This is a genomic window from Diaphorobacter sp. ED-3 (assembly GCF_027625375.1).
GTDB classification, from domain to species: Bacteria; Pseudomonadota; Gammaproteobacteria; order Burkholderiales; family Burkholderiaceae_C; genus Diaphorobacter; species Diaphorobacter nitroreducens.
Genome location: NZ_CP115182.1, coordinates 854,932 through 872,724, shown reverse-complemented (window position 1 = coordinate 872,724; position 17,793 = coordinate 854,932). Strand labels below are relative to the sequence as shown.

Genomic DNA, 17,793 nt, shown 5'->3' with positions numbered 1-17,793 from the left:
CCCTCCCCACTCAATGCGCGTTAGAAGCGATGGCGGACACCCACGGTGATGCCGGTACGGCTGCGTGCGCCGCTCGCCGCATCCAGCACGAGTGCGCTGCCACCGCTGATGCTGGTGTGGTCCACGCCGAAATAGGCATCGGTGCGCTTGCTGAAGGCATAGTCCGCCACGGCCACGTAGAAGTTGACATTGCCGTTGGAAGCACCCGTGGCCGAGCCCGACTGCTTACCGCGGAAGTAGTGCGCGCCCAGGTTGAGCTGAGGCGTCAACTGATAGCCCACGCCCACCTTGAACAGCTGCCGCTTGTTGGCGTCGCCCGGCTGGAAGCCGCCATTGGTCTGGCCGGCCCAGAATTGCCCCAGGATCGCTCCGTCTACGAGGTTACGGAAACCCTGGATCGGGTTGGTCACCGTAGCGTATTTCGCCTTGTTCAGGCCATAGCCCGTGTTGAAGTACCACGGACCCGTGCGGTACGAACCGCCCAGAGTCCAGGCGTCTACGTCGGTGCCGCCTGGCAGCGTCGTGCGCATGTAGCCGCCGCCGACGGCAAACCCGCTCGCGGAGTAGCGCAGGTAGCCGCCAGCCGTCTTCCAGGCGCCACCACCCAGGGTGCCTGCAACGTAGGCAGGCACTTGCGCCGCCGAGGCAGGCAGGCCAGCTTCCAATGCCTTGGTGTCGTTGTTCTCGTCAAACGAATATTGCAGCGAGCCTACGAAGCTGCGGTCCGGCGTTGCGAAGGTGTACTTCAGCATGTTGCTGGTACGCGCGCCCATGGCCATTCCCAACTCAGGCTTGTAGGCTTCCATGTAGGGGGAGTACGGGAACGAGCCGTAGGTGCTGGTCACCACGTCGAACAGGACATTCCACTGACGTCCGACAGTCAGGCGGCCATAAGGGCCTTGCAGACCCAGATAGGACAGTTGGAAGAAGGGGGTGGAAACACTGCCGTCATCAGCATTGAGACGGTTTTCCAGCACCACCAGGGCCTTGGACCCGCCACCCAGGTCCTCCTCCACATTGATACCCCAGCGGCTTTGCGACATGCCGCCACCGATCATCCTCGTCAGGCCATCCTTGCCGGCACCTTCGTTGTTGGTGTGGCGCACGGCGGCATCCACGATACCCCACAGCTCCACCTTGCTGGTACCGGCGGACTGGGCCATTGCCACGCCCGCGCCGCACAGCGCCAGGGCAGCCACAATTTTCTTTTGCATACGACAGACTCCTCTTGGATTGATAACCGGCTCAAGATTCGCAGCCACGCCTTGATGAACTCGCTCACTGGACGTGCGCCACTCGCTTCACAACACTCGACTTCTCCTCCACCAGGGGCCCTGCGGCCAAATCGTGTTCTTGGCAGGAAGCGAGGAGGCTTCATTGTTGAAAACCCGCCGAGCAGGGGCAAGAGTCCATCGCTTTACAGCCACAGGGGTTAACCCGAAAAATCGTCGCACAAGAGACACCAAACCGCAGACGAAAAAAAACCGCTGCCCGAAGGCAGCGGTTTTGTCTTCTTTATCCAAGCTGGCCTCACGCCAGCCCGAGATTAGAAGGAGTGGCGAATACCCAGTTGCACGCCAGTCTGGTTCTCGCCAGCGCCGGGGCCGCCGGTGCTCAGGTTCTTGGCAGCCAGGCCCAGGTTGGAAGCGTCCTTGTTCTTCATGTAAGCCACGGTGCCGTACAGAGCCGTACGCTTGGACAGGTTGTGGACATAACCCAGGCTGATCTGGTGAGCCTTGGAGTCGATAGCCTTCTGGTCGTACAGAGCGTACTGCAGCTTGACTTCGCCAGCGCCCACGGGAGCGGAAGCACCCAGAGCGTAGGCGTTGACCTTGCGGTCGGAAGCGCCGGGCACGTCATCCTTGGTCTGCTGGACGATGGCGTTCAGCTTCACAACGTTCAGGTTGTAAGAACCAGCCACGGTCAGAGCGTTGCGGTCCACGTCGGCAGCCAGGTTGCGCTGGTCGTACGACACAGCCACGCCCAGGGGGCCGTTTTCGTAGGCAACGTAGCCACCGACGTAGCGGCCGGCCTTGCCAGAGGTTTGCTCGTCAAAGCCATAGCCCAGGCCAGCGGTGAAGCCGCTGAAGTTGGGGGTGTAGTAGCTGATCATGTTGCTCGAACGGATGCCGTTGGCATCGCCGCTCGTGCCGTACCAGTTGCTCCAGCCCATGAATTGGCCGATGCCGACCTGGCCGAACAGGTCGTAGGAGATGAACTTGGAGTAGCCAGGGGTCAGGTCACGGCCCAGGCGCACTTCACCGAAACCACCAGCCAGGCTGACCGTGGAACGGCGCTGGAAGTTGAAGCCAGCTGCGTTGCCGTTGTCACCGAAGATTTCGCCTTCCAGCCAGAAGCCAGCCTTCAGACCGCCACCCAGGTCTTCCACGCCGCGGAAGCCCAGACGGCTCGTTGCGTTGCCGCTGGTGCTCAGACCATACACGCTGTCGCCAGCGGCGTTAGCGTTGTCCACGTAGCCGAAAGCGGTGTCAACGATACCGAACAGCGTCACGGAGGATTGGGCCATTGCGGCGCCGGAAGCAGCCAGCACTGCCAGTGCAATCAGGGATTTTTTCATTGCGAGTTACTCCAAGGTTAAACAGAGGGCCCCGGATCGTAGAGGACTTGGATGTGCGGCTCACGCACAGCCCCGCCGGTTCCCCGGGCCAACCTCCTGGTGGGGAAGTTGGTCCTATTGCAACAGAGCCCGCCAGGTTTCGCAAAGGAAATCCCTCAGAATCGGGCCAAAAGCGGGTTTTCGTTGCTGTACCGCAACATGGCCAAAACGGCAGCAAAACCGTCTTATTGTTGCTCCGAGTAAGCACTTACCGTACGGTTTTTGCGTTACCTGCGCCATTACGTGCGCGTAAACAACGTTTTTGTTACCCATGGACACACTCCTCGTTGCCGCAGATAGTGCCCTGCGAACCTTGTTCGCTCGTCCGAGAGCGGGAGAACCCTCACCGGCACGCTCCCTGCCTGCGGTGGACCTGTCCGTCGAGCAAAGGCGTCTCTCCAGCGCGTTGATGCGCGTCAACCATGTCGGGGAGGTGTGTGCCCAGGGCTTGTACATGGCCCAGTCGTGCGTGACCCGCGCCCCCCAGCTGCGCAGCGATCTCCTGGCCGCGGCGCGCGAGGAGACCGACCACCTGGCCTGGACCCGCGAGCGGCTCGACGCCCTGGGGAGCCGGCCCAGTCTCCTCAACCCCTTGTGGTTCGCTGGCGCCTTCGCCATCGGTCTGGTGGCGGCCCGGGTCAGCGACCAGGCCAGTCTGGGTTTTGTGGTGGAGACGGAGCGGCAGGTATCCGCCCATCTGCAAGGGCACCTGCGCCGCCTGCCGGAGGCGGACCTGCCCTCGCGCGCCATCGTCGACCGCATGCAGCGGGATGAGGAACGCCACGCGGCCCAGGCGCAGGCGGCAGGCGCCCTTCCTCTACCGCCCCCGGCGCGTTGGCTGATGAAAGCCGCCGCCAAGGTCATGACGACGACTGCACATTACATCTAGTACGTCCCGCCGCGCCTCAGGCCTCGACGATCTCAAAGCCCGTCGTGATCTGCGCGGTCTTGCCCAGCATGATGCTGGCCGAGCAGTATTTCTCATGGCTCATGGCGATGGCACGCTCCACGGCCGCCGGCGGAATGCCGCGCCCGGTCACCGTGAACTGCATGTGAATCTTGGTGAACACCTTGGGATCGACCTGCGCCCGCTCGGAGGTGAGCTTCACGCTGCAGCCGCGCACATCGTGCCGGCCGCGCTTGAGGATCAGCACCACGTCGTAGGCCGTGCAGCCGCCCGTGCCGGCCAGCACGGTCTCCATGGGACGCGGGGCCAGGTTCTGGCCGCCGTTCTCGGGACGGTCGGCGTCGGGCGCCCCGTCCATGACCAGCACATGGCCGCTGCCGGTCTCCGCAACAAAGCCCATGCCGGAGCGCGTGCCGGCGTTGCCGGTCCAGCTGACGGTGCATTCCATGTTGTTTTTCTCCAAAAAATCAGGGTGAATCTGTAGCAAATGATGAACGCAGGTGCGATTTTGCTGCAACGCAACAACCGCAGCGCTACAATGCACCCATGCGTTACCCGCTTCGCACTGTTCGCACAGCGGGGTTCGCACCGATTGTCTCCTCCATCTCCTCAAAGGATGGATTCAGCCCCAGGCTTTACCGCTTGGGGCTTTTTTTTTGCCCTGCGGTGAGCCGTCCCTAACCCTGCGGGCGCACCGTCCTATGATGTGCGCCCGGCTGAGCGCGCCCTGGACGCCCCGTCCCCACGGCAGCGCCGCCCGCCGGTTTGCACCATGACCCAGCCTCTCACCCCGTTCGATTACCTGACAAAGATCCTCACCGCGCGTGTCTATGACGTGGCGGTGGAGTCCGACCTGCAGCCCGCCCGCGCCCTGTCGCGGCGGCTGCACAACAAGGTGCTGCTCAAGCGCGAAGACCAGCAGCCCGTCTTCAGCTTCAAGCTGCGCGGCGCCTACAACAAGATGGCGCAGCTCTCGCCCGAGCAGCTGGCGCGCGGCGTGATCTGCGCCTCGGCCGGCAACCACGCGCAGGGCGTGGCGATGAGCGCCAGCAAGCTGGGCACGCGCGCCGTGATCGTGATGCCCACCACCACGCCGCAGCTCAAGATCGACGCGGTGAAGACGCTGGGCGGCGAAGTGGTGCTGAGCGGCGAGAGCTATTCCGACGCCTACGAACGCGCCGCGCAGCTGCAAAAGGAAGAAGGCCTGACCTTCGTGCACCCCTTCGACGACCCGGACGTGATCGCCGGCCAGGGCACGATCGCCATGGAGATCCTGCGGCAGGTGCAGCAGCTGGGCGGCAAGCTGGATGCCGTGTTCGTCGCCATCGGCGGCGGCGGGCTGATCGCCGGCGTGTCCAACTACATCAAGGCCGTGTGCCCTGGCATCAAGGTCATCGGCGTGCAGATGAACGACTCGGACGCCATGGCGCAATCGGTCAAGGCGCATCAGCGCGTCACGCTGCCGGACGTGGGCCTGTTCTCCGACGGCACGGCCGTGAAACTGGTGGGCGAGGAAACCTTCCGCGTCGCGCAGAACCTGGTGGACGACTACGTGATCGTCGACACCGATGCCGTCTGCGCCGCGATCAAGGACATCTTCGTGGACACACGCAGCATCGTGGAGCCCGCGGGCGCCCTGGCCGTGGCCGCCATCAAGCAGTACGTGGCCAAGCACAAGACCAAGGGCGAAACCTACGCCGCCATCCTGTGCGGCGCCAACATGAACTTCGACCGGCTGCGCTTCGTGGCCGAGCGCGCCGAGGTGGGCGAGGAACGCGAAGCCCTGTTCGCCGTCACCATCCCCGAGGAGCGCGGCAGCTTCAAGCGCTTTTGCGAGGTGGTGGGGGCCCTGCCCGGCGGACCGCGCAACGTGACCGAGTTCAACTACCGCATCAGCCACGAGCGGCGCGCCCATGTGTTCGTGGGCCTGTCCACCACGGGCCGCGGCGAGTCCGAGAAGATCGCGCGCAACTTCCACAAGCATGGATTCGAGGCGCTGGACCTCACGCACGACGAGCTGGCCAAGGAGCACCTGCGCCACCTCGTCGGCGGCCATTCGGCGCTGGCGCGCGACGAGCGGCTGATGCGCTTCACCTTCCCCGAGCGCCCCGGCGCGCTGTTCAAGTTCCTGAGCCTGATGCAGCCCACCTGGAACATCTCGCTGTTCCACTACCGCAACCAGGGCGCGGACTATGGGCGCATCCTCGTGGGCATGCAGGTGCCGGCCGACGACGCAGCGCAGTTCGATGCCTTCCTGCAGACGCTGGGCTACCCCTATGTCGAGGAAACGCAGAACCCGGCCTACCGCCTGTTCCTGCAGGCCAACGGCGCATGATGCAAGCCATTTTGGCCTCCAGCGCCCGTCTATCAAGCGCTAACAGCTATTGATTTAATAGTGTTCATGCAGGCTCTGCGCCACTATCTGCTGGCCGTGCAGTTCTTCACGCGCATCCCCGTCACGGGCCGGCTGGCCACGTGGGTGGGCTACAGCCCTGCGATGCTGCGCGCCAGCAGCGCACATTTCCCCGGTGTGGGCTGGCTGGTGGCCGCCGTGGCGGTGGGCAGCTATGCGGCACTGTGGCTGGGGCTGGGCGGCGCGGGCTTTGCACCGCTGGCGGCGGCGGTGGGCTGCACCATCGCCACGGTGCTGGTGACCGGGGGCTTCCACGAGGACGGCCTGGCCGACGTGGCCGACGGACTGGGCGGCGCCTACCAGCCCGAGCGCGCGCTGGAGATCATGAAGGATTCCCGCATCGGCGCCTTCGGGGCCATGGCGCTGGTGCTGGCGCTGCAGGCCAAGGTGGCCCTGCTGGCGCAGCTCGGCCACCTCGGCTTGTCCAGCGCGCTGGCGGCATTGGCCGGGGCGCATGTGCTGTCGCGCCTGTGGCCGCTCGTCATCGTGCGCGCGCTGCCGCATGTGGGCGACACGGCCACGTCCAAGAGCAAGCCGCTGGCGGACCAGATTTCCGTACGCGCGCTGGCGGCCGCGGCCTTGTGGTGTTTTCCGGCGCTAGCGCTTGTATATCAAGCGCTGGGCGCTTTGGTATTGATAGCAAGCCTGCTGGCAAGCGCCGCCGGCGCGGCCTGGATGCTGTGGCGCTTTGCGCGTCGACTGCAGGGCTTTACCGGCGACTGCCTAGGCGCCACGCAGCAGGTGGGCGAGATCGGCTTCTATCTGGGCGCGGCCATCGCGCTGGCGCAACGGACGGCATGAGCGCGCCGCGCCTGTGGCTGGTGCGCCATGCGCGCCCCGAGGTGGCACCCGGCCTGTGCTACGGCCGCCTGGACGTTGCCGCCAACGTGCGCCATAGCCGGGAGAGCGCACGCCTGCTGGCACAGGCGCTGCCACCCCGTCTGGCCGCCCTGCACCACTCTCCGCTACAAAGATGTGAGCTGCTTGCGCAGGACCTGCTTGCCCTGCGGGCCGATTTGGCTTCAAAGGCTGAGCCCCGCATCACCGAAATGGACTTCGGCCAGTGGGAGGGCCGCGCGTGGAACGACATCGCCCGTGCGGACATCGACGCCTGGACCACGCGCTTCGGCCACCATGCGCCCGGCGGCGGCGAGCCCCTGGCGGCCATGCTCACGCGCGTGTCCGCCGCGCTGGACGAGGCCGCGGCCCAGGCGCACGCCGGCGGTGGCGATGTGGTCTGGATCACGCATGCCGGGGTGGCCCGCTGCGTGCACTGGCTGCTGACGCACGGCGCCGCACGCATGCCGCTGTCCCATGAATGGCCGCAATCGGCTCCGGGCTACGGCGCCTGGACCACGGTACTTCTGCCACTGAAAGGCCGACCGCAGGCAGCACCGGCGCGCGGTTAGGTTATGGGCGCTCCCGTCGGATATGCAGGCCCCGCCGGCGCGGGATCCCCGCCAGGTCAGGGCCGCTTGCGCGGCATCTCCAGCGCCAGCGTCGTGGCGCCGTCCATCGACGCCCCCAGCCGCGCGGCGCCCTTGCCCAGGGACTGCAGCACCAGCCCCGGCTCCACATTCGCGCCCACGCGGTAGGGCTTGGCCGGCTTGCCGTCCACCGCGATCAGCGCGGCGCCGCCGCCGCTGGCCGTGCCGGCCAGCACGCCCATGAGCACGAAGCGGCTGGCTGCAGAGGGTGCCGCCTCGGCGGCCGCCAGCACCGGGCTGGCCCCGAGCAGGCGCGCGAGCGCCTGCGTGTCGGTCACCACCGGCTCGGGCGCCGCGGCCGCCGGCGCCGTGCCGCCCGGGCTTGCGGACAGCTTCAACCCCCAATAGACAGCAGTCGCGCCCGCCAGCGCCCAGAGCAGCAGCGTGGCCAGGCGCGGGGCCCAGCGGCCGTATGTGTTTGTCACCATCGCACGATTATGATTGACCGGATATGTCCATTCCGAGTCGCCGCTTCGAGATGCAGCCCAGCCCCTCCTCCCTCGCGCAACGCGCCCGCCGCCGCCAGTCCGCGGGCTTCACCCTGATCGAGCTCATGGTGGTGCTGGTCATCATCGGCGTGCTGGCCGCGCTGATCGTGCCCAACGTGCTGGACCGCGCCGACGACGCCCGCAGCACGGCCGCGCGCACCGACGTCACCAACATCATGCAGGCGCTCAAGCTCTATCGCCTGGACAACCAGCGCTATCCCACGGCCGAACAGGGCCTGCAGGCGCTGATCGCCAAGCCCAGCGCCGGCCCGGTGCCGAACAACTGGCGCCCCTACCTGGAGAAGCTGCCCAACGACCCGTGGGGCCGCCCTTACCAGTACCTGAGCCCGGGCATCAAGGGTGAGGTGGACGTGATGTCCTTCGGCGCCGATGGCCAGTCCGGCGGCGAGGGCAAGGATGCCGACATCGGCAGCTGGCAGTAAGCCGCAGGGCCCGGCGCCGGCGCCATCCCACGCATGACACGGGCACACCCCAGCCCAGCGGACGCCGCGCAGGGGCCTCGGCCGGCCGCGCCACTACGCCGCGCAGGCTTCTTCTCCCCCCGCCCCTTGCGCAGCAGGCGAGACAGGCAAAGCCGCGCAGCCGTCGCCCAGCGGGGTTTTACGATCCTTGAATTGCTGGTGGTCATTTCCATCATCGCCCTGGCGACCGCCGGCGTGGGCCTGGCACTGCGCGACAGCGGCGCCACCCAACTGCAGCGCGAAGGCGAGCGGCTGGCAGCGCTGCTGGAGTCGGCGCGCGCGCAATCGCGCGCCTCCGGCGCGGCGGTGCGCTGGCGTGCCGATGCCCAGGGCTTTCGCTTCGAGGGCGTGCCGCCCGACACATTGCCCAACCGCTGGCTGGACAGCGCCACCGGCGTGCAGGGCCCTGCGGAACTGTGGCTGGGGCCGGAACCCCTCATCGGCCCGCAACAAGTGGTGATCGTGAGCGGCGCGCACCCCGACCGCGCGGTGCGCGTGGCCACCGACGGGCTGCGCCCGTTTGCCGTGCAGGCGCTGCCATGAGCCACCGCGCGCGATCGGGCACGGGGGCGCGGCGCCGGCGCGGCGCGGCGCGCGGCTTCACGCTGGTGGAGGTGCTGGTGGCACTGGGCATCGTCGCCATCGCCCTCATGGCAGGGCTGCAGGCCACCTCCGCCCTCACGCGCAACGCCGCGCGCCAGACCGACGTGGTGCTGGCCCACCTGTGCGCCGAGAACGAGCTGAGCCGGGTGCGCCTGTCGTCGCAGATGCCGTCCATCGGCGACACGCGCGTGGCCTGCGAGCAGGCGGGTCGGCGCTACGACGTGGCGGTGACGGTTTCGCCCACACCCAATCCACAGTTCCGTCGCGTGGACGCGCAGGTCTTCGAGGCCGCGCTGCCCGTGCTGCGGCTGTCCACCATCGTGGGGCGGTATTGATATGCAACAACCCCCTGAGCGGCCACGCCGCTTCCCCCTTCTCTCGCGCTACGCGCGGGAAGTGGGACGCAGCCGGTGGCCGGGCCAAGCCCGCTCCACGGCTGCTGCTGAGCTGGGTAGCGCCCGTTGCGTAGCATGCGCCCTATGCGACAGACAGCACACGGCTAAGGTGCGCCACCGTACGCTGCGCGGCTTCACGCTGGTGGAGCTGCTCGTGGCCATCGCGGTAATGGCGCTGCTCGCCATCGCCAGCTGGCGCGGGCTGGATGGCATGGCGCGCTCGCAGCAGCTCACGCGCGAGCGCACCGACGAGCTGTTGGTGCTGCAGACCGTGCTGGCCCAGTGGGCGGCCGACCTGGATGCCCTGCAGGCCATCGACCATACCGAACCCATCGCCTGGGACGGCCAGGTGCTGCGCCTCACGCGGCGCGGCACGCGCCAGCCCGACGAGGGGGCGCTGGTCGTCGCCTGGGCGCGGCGCAGCGTGGACGGCACCGCCCGCTGGCTGCGCTGGCAGTCCCCTCCGGTGCGCACCCGCGCGGAATGGAATGCCGCCTGGCAGCGCGCAGCCCAGTGGGCGCGCACACCCGGCGAGGCCGAGCGCCGGCAGGAAACCGTGCTGATGCCGCTGGCCAATTGGCAGCTGTACTACTACCGCAGCGGCGCCTGGGCCAATGCGCTGTCCACCGATACCAGCGCCAGCGCACCGCGCACGGTCGGCGGGCTGAGCAGCGCCGCCGCCAGCATCCCCGAGGGGGTGCGCCTGCAGCTCACGCTGCCGCCGGGTGGCGCACTCTCGGGCGTGGTCACGCGGGACTGGGCCAATCCGCTGCTGGGTGGAGGCAAGTCGTGACCGATTCCTGCCCGCTATCCGCCGCCCTGCCCGCCGCCTCCAACACACGCGACTGGCGCGCACCGGGCGAGGGCCGCCGTGTCAGGGTCGTCCCGACGCACTGGTGGCGCCGCCCCGCCCGCGTAACGGGAGCGGTGGGTGGACGCAAAGCCTCTCGGGGTGTTTCTCATCAAGCCGGCGCCGCACTGCTGGCCGCCATGCTCACCGTGACGCTGGTTGCCACGTTCGCGGCCGCGGCCATGTGGCAGCAGTGGCGCGCCATCGAAGTCGAAACCGCCGAGCGCGCACGTATCCAGTCGGCGTGGATCCTGATCGGCGCGCTGGACTGGTCCCGCCTGATCCTGCGCGAAGACTCCATTGCCCGCAGCGGCGACGGCACCGACAACCTCTCCGAACCCTGGTCGGTGCCGCTGGAAGAAGCGCGCCTGTCCACGTTCCTCGCGGCCGACCGCAATGTGGCCCAGGTGGAAGACGCGAGCACCGACACCACCAACGCCTTCCTGTCGGGCCAGATCACCGACCTGCAGGCCCTGCTGAACCTGCGCAACCTGGCCAACGAGGGGCAGGTGGACGCCACGGCGCTGCGGCAATTCCAGCGGCTCTTCGAGTACCTCGGACTGCCGCGGGCACAGCTGGACATGCTGGCGCGGCAGATGCTGCGCGCCGAGGCCAAGGACAGTGACACCGCGAGCGCCGCGCCGCTGCTGCCGCAAAGCGTGGCGCAACTGGGGTGGTGGGGCCTGCCGCAACGCAGCGTGGATGCGCTCGCGCCCTACGTCACGCTGCTGCCCGTGCGCACCAAGGTCAACCTCAACACCGCCAGCGCCGTGGTGCTGTGGGCCAGCGCCGACGGGCTGGACATGGCCGAGGCGCAGCGCCTGGTGCAGGCACGCGACTCCAACCACTTCCGCAGCGAGGCCGACGCCGCCAAGCTGCTGGGCAACTCCAGCCGCATCTCGGCCACGGTGCATACGGTGTCGTCCAGCTACTTCGAAGTGCGCGGGCGACTGCGCCTGGACATGGCCGTGGTCGAAGAGCGCTCGCTGGTCTACAAACAGCGCGGGGACGTGCGCACGCTGTGGCGCGAACGTGGCGGCCTCGTGCGCACGACGGCTCCCGGCACTGCGGCCACTGGTGCGCGTTGACCGGGCGCCTTGGCACAAAGCGTCAAATCACGCCCCTAAAATGGTCTGTTAACCCATTCATGAGCACCCTTGTCCTAACTCTGCCCCTGGGAACGCCGGGGCCCGCCGCCGAATACAGCTACACGCTCACGGCCGACGGCCACACCGCCACCCGCCACGCCAGCACCACCGCCGCCTTGCTGCCCGACCCGGGCCGCGCCGGCGAGATCGTGGCCGTGGTGCCTGCGCGCGCGCTGTCATGGCAGCAGGTAACGCTGCCGCAGGGCGCAACGGCCCAGGCCGGCCGGCTGCGCGCGGTCCTGGAAGGACTGCTCGAAGAACACCTGCTCGACGACCCCGCGCAACTGCACTTCGCGCTGCAGCCCGGCGCCCAGCCGGGCAGCCCTGCCTGGGTGGCCGTGTGCGACCGCGCCTGGCTGCGCGGCGCCCTGCAGGCGCTGGAAGCCGCGGGGCGGCCGGTGGACCGCGTGGTGCCCGAGTTCGCTCCCGGCCCCACCGCCAGCGGGCAAGAGGAATGCGACGTGCTCGGCACTCCCGAGGACGCCCAACTGGTACTGACCGGCCACGGGCCGCAACAGGCCGTGGCCGTGCTGCCGCTGGCCGCGGCCGCCGCGCTGGCGGCGCGCCCCGCCGATGATGCACCGCCCGCCGTGCGCGCCGAACCCGCCGTGGCCGCCCTGGCCGAGCGGCTGCTGAACCGCCCGGTGCAGCTGCACACCGCCAGCCAGCGCGCGCTGGTGGCCGCGCGTGGCGACTGGGACTTGGCGCAGTTCGACCTGGCCAGCACCGGCCACACGCGCGCGCTGCGCAAGCTGGGCAGCGGCGCCAGCGCCTTTGCGCGCGCACCCCAATGGCGGGCCGCGCGCTGGGCACTGGCCGTGGCCGTGGTGGTGCAGGTCGTGGGGCTCAATCTCTGGGCGTGGCAGGACCGCCAGGCGCTGGCGGCCAAACAGGCCGGCGTGCGCAACGCGCTGACCCAGACCTTCCCGCACGTCAAGGTCGTCGTGGATGCACCGGTGCAGATGGAGCGCGAACTGGCGCAGCTGCGCCAGGCCGCCGGCAGCGTGTCGCGGCGCGACCTGGAGCCGCTCATGGCCGCCGCAGGTGCCGCGCTGCCCCCGCCGCGCGTGCCCACGCAGATCGAATATGCCAATGGCGAGCTGCGCCTGCGCGGCCTGGAGCTGGCACCCGAGGAACTCACCGCCATGAACCAGCGCCTGGCCGCGGAAAGCCTGAGCGCGCAGCCGCGCGATGGCGCCCTGCTGGTGCGCGCCGAGGACCGCCCATGAACACCCGCCCCGCTTCGACCTCGCCCGCATCGATCCGCCCGGCGCTGGCCGCGCTGCGCGCCCACTGGGCCCGCATGGCGCCGCGCGAACAGTCCCTGGTGCTGGCCGCCGCGGCCGTGGTGGGGCTGGCCCTGCTGTGGTGGGTGCTGCTGGCGCCCGCACTGCAGCAGCTGCGCGGCTCGGGCGCACGCCACGCAGCCGTGGACGCGCAACTGCAGCGCATGCAGGCCCTGCAGGCCGAAGCGCTGCAGCTCAAGGACGCGCCCCGCCCACCCGGCGGCGAGGCCCTGCGCACACTGCAGACCACGCTGGCGCAGCAATTGGGCGCAGCCGCGCAGATGAACGTCGCGGGCGACCGCGCCACCGTCACCCTCAAGGGCGCCCCCGCCGAGGCCCTTGCCCAGTGGCTGAACCAGGCGCGCAGCACCGCGCGCGCCGTGCCGCTGGAAGCCCGCCTGGTGCAAAGCGCCGCGCCCGCCAACGCCGCCGCGGCCGCCGTCCGCTGGGACGGCACGCTGGTGCTGGCGCTGCCCCCGCAATAGTCCACGCCCCCTGCCCGTGCCACGCTCCCTGCGCCCGACCCCTTCGCTGACACTGCCGCGCGCGCCCTGGCGCTGGGCCGTGGCCGGCGTGTGCCTGGGCGCGCTGCCCGCGCTGGTGCTATGGGCCCCGGCGCGCTGGCTGGCCACAGGCGTGCAGCAGGCCAGCGGCGGGCAACTGCAGCTGCAGCAGGCACGCGGCACCGTCTGGAACGGCTCGGCCCGCCTGGTACTGACCGGTGGCGCCGACAGCCAGGACCAGGCCGCCCTGCCCGGCCGGCTGCAGTGGCAGCTGCGCCCCGCGTGGAACGGGCTCAGCGCCCGCCTGATGGCCGACTGCTGCATTCCCGCCACCGCGCCGCTGCAGGTGCAGGTGGCGCTGGGCCTGGGTGCCGTGCGCGCCCAGGTGGCCGATGGCCAGAGCCAGTGGCCGGCTGCGGCGCTCGCGGGCCTGGGCACCCCCTGGAACACCGTGCAGCCGCAGGGCCGCCTGCAGCTGCGCACCCAGGCGTTCGCGCTGCAATGGGCCGCGGGGCGCCTGCAAATGCAGGGCCAGGTGCAGCTGGATGCGCTGGGCCTGTCCTCGCGCCTGTCCACGCTGCGGCCCATGGGCAGCTACCGGCTGCAGGTGCAGGGCGGCGGCGCGCCCACGCTGCAGCTGTCCACCCTGGAGGGCGCGCTGCTGCTGTCGGGCAGCGGCCAGTGGGTGGGCAAACGCCTGCGCTTCACGGGCGAGGCCAGCGCCGCGCCCGGGCGGGAGGCGGCCCTGGCGAATCTACTGAATATCATCGGGCGGCGCAGTGGCGCGCGCTCCATCATCACCGTGGGTTGACCCTATGACCAACTTGCCCCGCCATTCCCTGCGGTTCACTCTTCATTTGATAGCTGCTAGCGCTTTACTGACGGGCGTTAGCAGCCAAATTCATGCACAAACCTCCGGGCAGCGCGCCGGCAGCGTGCGGCCCAGCGAGCCGGTGACGCTGAACTTTGCCAACGCCGACATCGAGGCCGTGGCGCGCACCATGGCCACCATCACCGGCAAGAACGTGGTGGTGGACCCGCGCGTGAAGGGCCAGATCACGCTGGTGACCGAGAACGCGGTGCAGCCCAACGCGGCCTTCCAGCAGTTCCTGGCCGCGCTGCGGCTGCAGGGCTTCACGGTGGTCGAGTCGGCGGGCCTGTACAAGGTCGTGCCCGAGGCCGATGCCAAGCTGCAGACCGGCAACGTGAGCGTGTCCCAGGGCGGCGCGGGCGGCACGCCCGCGGGCGGGCAGGTCGTCACGCAGATCTTCAAGCTCAACTTCGAGAACGCGGCCAACCTGGTGCCGGTGCTGCGCCCGCTGATCAGCCCCAACAACACCATCAACGTGAACCCCGGCAACAACTCGCTGGTGATCACCGACTACGCCGACAACCTGCAGCGCCTGGCGCGCATCGTGGCGGCCATGGACGTCTCCAACGCCAGCGACGTGGAGGTGATCCCGCTGCAGCACGCCATCGCCACCGACCTGGCGCCGCTGGTGTCGCGCCTGATCGAGGGCGGCAGCGCCACTGCCACAGGCACTGCGCAGGGCGTGGCCCAGGGGCAGACCGACAATTCGTTCAAGACCACGCTGCTGGCCGAGCCGCGCAGCAATGCGCTGATCGTGCGCGCGGCCAACCCGGCGCGCGTGGCGCTGGTGCGCTCACTGGTGGCCAAGCTGGACCAACCGGCCGCGCCGGGCAGCTCCGCTGCCAGCGGCAACATCCACGTGGTGTACCTGAAGAACGCCGACGCCGTGAAGCTGGCCACCACCCTGCGCGCAGCGCTGGGCAGCGCGGGGGGCAGCGGCACCAGCAGCGGCGGCGGCACGGGAGCCGGCAACCTGTCGGGCGGCCTCACGCGGACCGGCGCATCGGGCCTGGGCCAGACCAGCGGCCTGGGCAACAGCACCAATGCCAGCGGCAATGCCGGGGGCCTGGGCAGTTCGGGCCTGGGAACGGGCCAGGGCAGCAGCGGCAGCAGCGATGCCAACCAGCCGTCCACCGGCGGCATCATCCAGGCCGACCCAACGACCAACTCGCTCATCATCAGCGCGCCGGAGCCGCTGTACCGCCAGATCCGCGCCGTGATCGACAAGCTGGATGGTCGCCGCGCGCAGGTACTCATCGAGAGCCTGATCGTGGAGGTGAGCGCCAACAAGGTGGCCGAGTTCGGCATCCAGTGGCAAGGCGTGCTGGGCAATTACGGCAGCACGCTGGGCGTGCTGGGCAACAACTCCAGCGTGGCCGGACGCAACATCCTGGATCTGGCGCTGGCGGCGGCCACCGGCAACGTGACCTCCATCGCCAATGCCAAGCCGGCCGCCGGCATGAACCTGGCCGTCGCGCCGCGCATCAACGGCAAGTACTACCTCGGGGCGCTGGCCAACTTCCTGGAAAACACGGGCGATGCCAACGTGCTGTCCACCCCCAACCTGCTCACGCTGGACAACGAGGAGGCGCAGATCATCATCGGCAACAACGTGCCGTTCGTGACGGGCTCCTACGCCAACACCGGCGGCAGCGGCGGCGCGGTCAACCCGTTCACCACCGTGGAGCGCAAGGACGTAGGCCTGATGCTGCGCGTGCGCCCACAGATCAACGAGAACGGCACCGTCAAGCTCACGATGTACCAGGAGGTCTCCAAGGTTGCGGAGAGCACGCTGTCCAATGCCAACGGCCCCTCCACGAGCAAGCGCTCCATCGAGTCCACGGTGCTGGTGGACGACGGCAGCGTGATCGTGATCGGCGGCCTGCTGGAAGACAGCTATGCGCTGGGCCAGGACAAGGTGCCGGTGATGGGCGACCTGCCCGTGGTGGGCGGACTGTTCCGCAATGAAAAGCGCACGCGCCAGAAGACCAACCTGATGGTCTTCCTGCGCCCCATGGTGATCCGCGACAGCGCCACCAGCGACGCGCTGATGGTGGACCGCTACGAGGCCATCCGAGCGCTGCAGCAAAGCACGCAGCCCGCGCCCAGCACGGTGATGAGCGGTGTGTCCGAGGCGCCAGTGCTGCCGCCCCTGCCCGCCCCCGCCTCTCCCGCCGCGCCCGTGCAGCCCGCGGCCGCACCTGCGCCGCTGGCGCCGCTCGCACCCCAGCCGCCCGCGCGCACCACCACGCCGCCCAGCATGGGCCAGTCGCCCTACAGCCCGCAGTAAGGGGCCCGCCGCATGCGCCACCCCCTGCCCTACGCATTTGCGCGCAGCAGCCAGCTGCTGCTGGAAGACGACGGCCAGCAGCTCGTGCTGTGGCACGGCCCGCAGCCGGACGCTGGCGCGCTGTCCGAAGTGCTGCGCAAGCATGCCGTGCACCAGTTCATGCCGCTGGACGCACCCACGCTGGCGCAGCGCATCAGCGCGGCGTATTCGCAAAGCGAATCCAGCGCAGCCACGGTGGTGAGCGAGGTGGAAGAAGGCGCCGACCTCTCGCGCATGATGCAGGAGCTGCCCGCCGTGGAAGACCTGCTGGAGTCCGCGGGCGACGCGCCCATCATCCGCATGCTCAACGCCCTGCTCACGCAGGCCGTGCGCGACGGCGCGAGTGACATCCACATCGAGCCCTACGAGCGCCACTCCAGCGTGCGCTTTCGCGTGGACGGCACGCTGCGCGAGGTGGTGCAGCCCAACCGCGCGCTGCACGCCGCGCTGATCAGCCGCCTGAAGATCATGGCGGACCTGGACATCTCCGAAAAGCGCCTGCCGCAGGACGGGCGCATCAGCCTGCGCCTGGGCACCCGCGCCGTCGACGTGCGCGTGTCCACCCTACCCAACGCCCATGGCGAGCGCGCCGTGCTGCGCCTCTTGGACAAGAGCGAGAGCAAGCTGAACCTGGAGGCCGTGGGCATGCAGGGCGAGGTGCTGGCGCGGCTCGCGCACCTGATCCAGCAGCCGCACGGCATCATCCTCGTGACCGGCCCCACGGGCTCGGGCAAGACCACCACGCTGTACGCGGCGCTGGCGCGGCTGGACGCCGCGCGCAGCAACATCATGACGGTGGAAGACCCCATCGAGTACGAGTTGCCCGGTGTGGGCCAGACGCAGGTCAATGCCAAGATCGACCTGACGTTTGCCAAGGCCCTGCGCGCCATCCTGCGCCAGGACCCCGATGTGATCATGATCGGCGAGATCCGCGACTTCGAGACCGCGCAGATCGCCATCCAGGCCTCGCTCACCGGCCACCTGGTGCTCGCCACGCTGCACACCAACGACGCGGCCAGCGCCATCACGCGCCTGACCGACATGGGAGTGGAGCCGTTCCTGCTGTCCTCGTCGCTGCTGGGGGTGCTGGCGCAGCGCCTGGTGCGCAAATATTGCGGCGAGTGCCACGGTGCAGGCTGCGAGCACTGCGGCCATACCGGCTACGCGGGGCGCACCGGCGTGTTCGAACTGCTGGTGGTGGACGACGCCATCCGCGCACAGATCCACAACCAGGCCCCGGAGGCCGAGGTGCGCGCCCAGGCCCTGGCCGGTGGCATGACGCTGATGCGCGACGATGGCGAGCGGCTGATCCACGCCGGCATCACCAGCCGCGAAGAAGTGCTGCGTGTGACGCGCGACTGAGCGGACAGGCCGCAGCGGCGCCTTTCAAAAACAGGAGCGCGGCGCGCTTGCC

Annotated in this window: 18 protein-coding genes; 14 read left to right on the top strand and 4 right to left on the bottom strand. The window is 69.2% G+C overall.

Annotated features, from left to right (window positions below):
- Positions 1-20: 20 nt before the first annotated feature.
- Both PCQ86_RS04260 and PCQ86_RS04255 read right to left on the bottom strand, forming a co-directional pair.
- Positions 21-1,214 carry a porin gene (locus PCQ86_RS04260; protein WP_270174949.1) on the bottom strand — a complete coding sequence of 398 codons (1,194 nt, stop codon included), beginning with the start codon at positions 1,212-1,214 and terminating at the stop codon, positions 21-23.
- Positions 1,215-1,546: 332 nt separating this feature from the next.
- Positions 1,547-2,578, bottom strand: coding sequence for a porin (locus PCQ86_RS04255; RefSeq protein WP_270174948.1), 1,032 nt, complete (start codon positions 2,576-2,578; stop codon positions 1,547-1,549).
- Between the two features lie 310 nt (positions 2,579-2,888).
- Here PCQ86_RS04255 and coq7 point away from each other — a divergent pair, with 310 nt between their 5' ends.
- A complete protein-coding gene (gene coq7, locus PCQ86_RS04250) occupies positions 2,889-3,506 on the top strand; it encodes a 2-polyprenyl-3-methyl-6-methoxy-1,4-benzoquinone monooxygenase (protein ID WP_270174947.1) in 618 nt (205 codons plus the stop codon).
- Between the two features lie 16 nt (positions 3,507-3,522).
- On the opposite strand, the gene PCQ86_RS04245 is transcribed toward coq7, so the two are convergent.
- Positions 3,523-3,972: an OsmC family protein gene (locus PCQ86_RS04245; RefSeq protein ID WP_270174946.1), complete on the bottom strand. Its 450-nt coding sequence runs from the start codon at positions 3,970-3,972 to the stop codon at positions 3,523-3,525.
- Positions 3,973-4,296: 324 nt separating this feature from the next.
- Between PCQ86_RS04245 and ilvA the strand changes: the two genes are divergently transcribed.
- The 3 genes from ilvA (at position 4,297) to PCQ86_RS04230 (ending at position 7,346) form a co-directional block, all read left to right on the top strand.
- Positions 4,297-5,859 (top strand): threonine ammonia-lyase, biosynthetic, encoded by a 1,563-nt coding sequence (gene ilvA / locus PCQ86_RS04240; RefSeq protein ID WP_103738129.1) that lies wholly within the window; start codon positions 4,297-4,299, stop codon positions 5,857-5,859.
- Positions 5,860-5,925: 66 nt separating this feature from the next.
- Entirely contained in the window at positions 5,926-6,738 is an 813-nt protein-coding gene (locus PCQ86_RS04235; protein WP_270174945.1) for an adenosylcobinamide-GDP ribazoletransferase, read from the top strand.
- Positions 6,735-7,346 carry a histidine phosphatase family protein gene (locus PCQ86_RS04230; RefSeq protein WP_047349131.1) on the top strand — a complete coding sequence of 204 codons (612 nt, stop codon included), beginning with the start codon at positions 6,735-6,737 and terminating at the stop codon, positions 7,344-7,346. The genes PCQ86_RS04235 and PCQ86_RS04230 overlap by 4 nt, the downstream gene beginning before the upstream one ends.
- A gap of 56 nt (positions 7,347-7,402) precedes the next feature.
- Here the strand turns inward: PCQ86_RS04230 and PCQ86_RS04225 are convergent, their stop codons facing one another.
- A complete protein-coding gene (locus tag PCQ86_RS04225) occupies positions 7,403-7,852 on the bottom strand; it encodes a type II secretion system protein N (RefSeq protein ID WP_047349130.1) in 450 nt (149 codons plus the stop codon).
- A 50-nt stretch (positions 7,853-7,902) separates the two neighbouring features.
- On the opposite strand from PCQ86_RS04225, the gene gspG reads away from it, so the two are divergent.
- The 10 genes from gspG to PCQ86_RS04175 all read left to right on the top strand — a co-directional run bounded on the left by gspG (position 7,903) and on the right by PCQ86_RS04175 (position 17,741).
- Positions 7,903-8,355, top strand: coding sequence for a type II secretion system major pseudopilin GspG (gene gspG / locus PCQ86_RS04220; RefSeq protein ID WP_270175418.1), 453 nt, complete (start codon positions 7,903-7,905; stop codon positions 8,353-8,355).
- A 33-nt stretch (positions 8,356-8,388) separates the two neighbouring features.
- The gene (locus tag PCQ86_RS04215; protein ID WP_270174944.1) at positions 8,389-8,937 is read left to right on the top strand and encodes a prepilin-type N-terminal cleavage/methylation domain-containing protein; all 549 of its coding nucleotides are present in this window, start codon (positions 8,389-8,391) and stop codon (positions 8,935-8,937) included.
- Complete coding sequence (gspI, locus tag PCQ86_RS04210; RefSeq protein ID WP_270174943.1) at positions 8,934-9,332, top strand: type II secretion system minor pseudopilin GspI; 399 nt, start codon at positions 8,934-8,936, stop codon at positions 9,330-9,332. The genes PCQ86_RS04215 and gspI overlap by 4 nt, the downstream gene beginning before the upstream one ends.
- A gap of 169 nt (positions 9,333-9,501) precedes the next feature.
- A complete protein-coding gene (locus PCQ86_RS04205; RefSeq protein WP_196995988.1) occupies positions 9,502-10,185 on the top strand; it encodes a PulJ/GspJ family protein in 684 nt (227 codons plus the stop codon).
- Positions 10,186-10,319: 134 nt separating this feature from the next.
- Positions 10,320-11,330, top strand: a complete 1,011-nt coding sequence (gene gspK / locus PCQ86_RS04200) for a type II secretion system minor pseudopilin GspK (RefSeq protein ID WP_442874555.1) — start codon at positions 10,320-10,322, stop codon at positions 11,328-11,330.
- Positions 11,331-11,389: 59 nt separating this feature from the next.
- Positions 11,390-12,619, top strand: a complete 1,230-nt coding sequence (gspL, locus tag PCQ86_RS04195; protein WP_047349125.1) for a type II secretion system protein GspL — start codon at positions 11,390-11,392, stop codon at positions 12,617-12,619.
- Positions 12,616-13,161, top strand: a complete 546-nt coding sequence (gene gspM, locus PCQ86_RS04190; RefSeq protein ID WP_270174942.1) for a type II secretion system protein GspM — start codon at positions 12,616-12,618, stop codon at positions 13,159-13,161. The genes gspL and gspM overlap by 4 nt, the downstream gene beginning before the upstream one ends.
- Before the next feature lie 16 nt (positions 13,162-13,177).
- Positions 13,178-13,990 (top strand): type II secretion system protein N, encoded by an 813-nt coding sequence (gene gspN / locus PCQ86_RS04185; protein ID WP_270174941.1) that lies wholly within the window; start codon positions 13,178-13,180, stop codon positions 13,988-13,990.
- Between the two features lie 4 nt (positions 13,991-13,994).
- Positions 13,995-16,340, top strand: a complete 2,346-nt coding sequence (gene gspD / locus PCQ86_RS04180) for a type II secretion system secretin GspD (RefSeq protein ID WP_270174940.1) — start codon at positions 13,995-13,997, stop codon at positions 16,338-16,340.
- Between the two features lie 12 nt (positions 16,341-16,352).
- Positions 16,353-17,741: a GspE/PulE family protein gene (locus PCQ86_RS04175; protein WP_270174939.1), complete on the top strand. Its 1,389-nt coding sequence runs from the start codon at positions 16,353-16,355 to the stop codon at positions 17,739-17,741.
- The last annotated feature ends 52 nt before the right edge of the window (positions 17,742-17,793 follow it).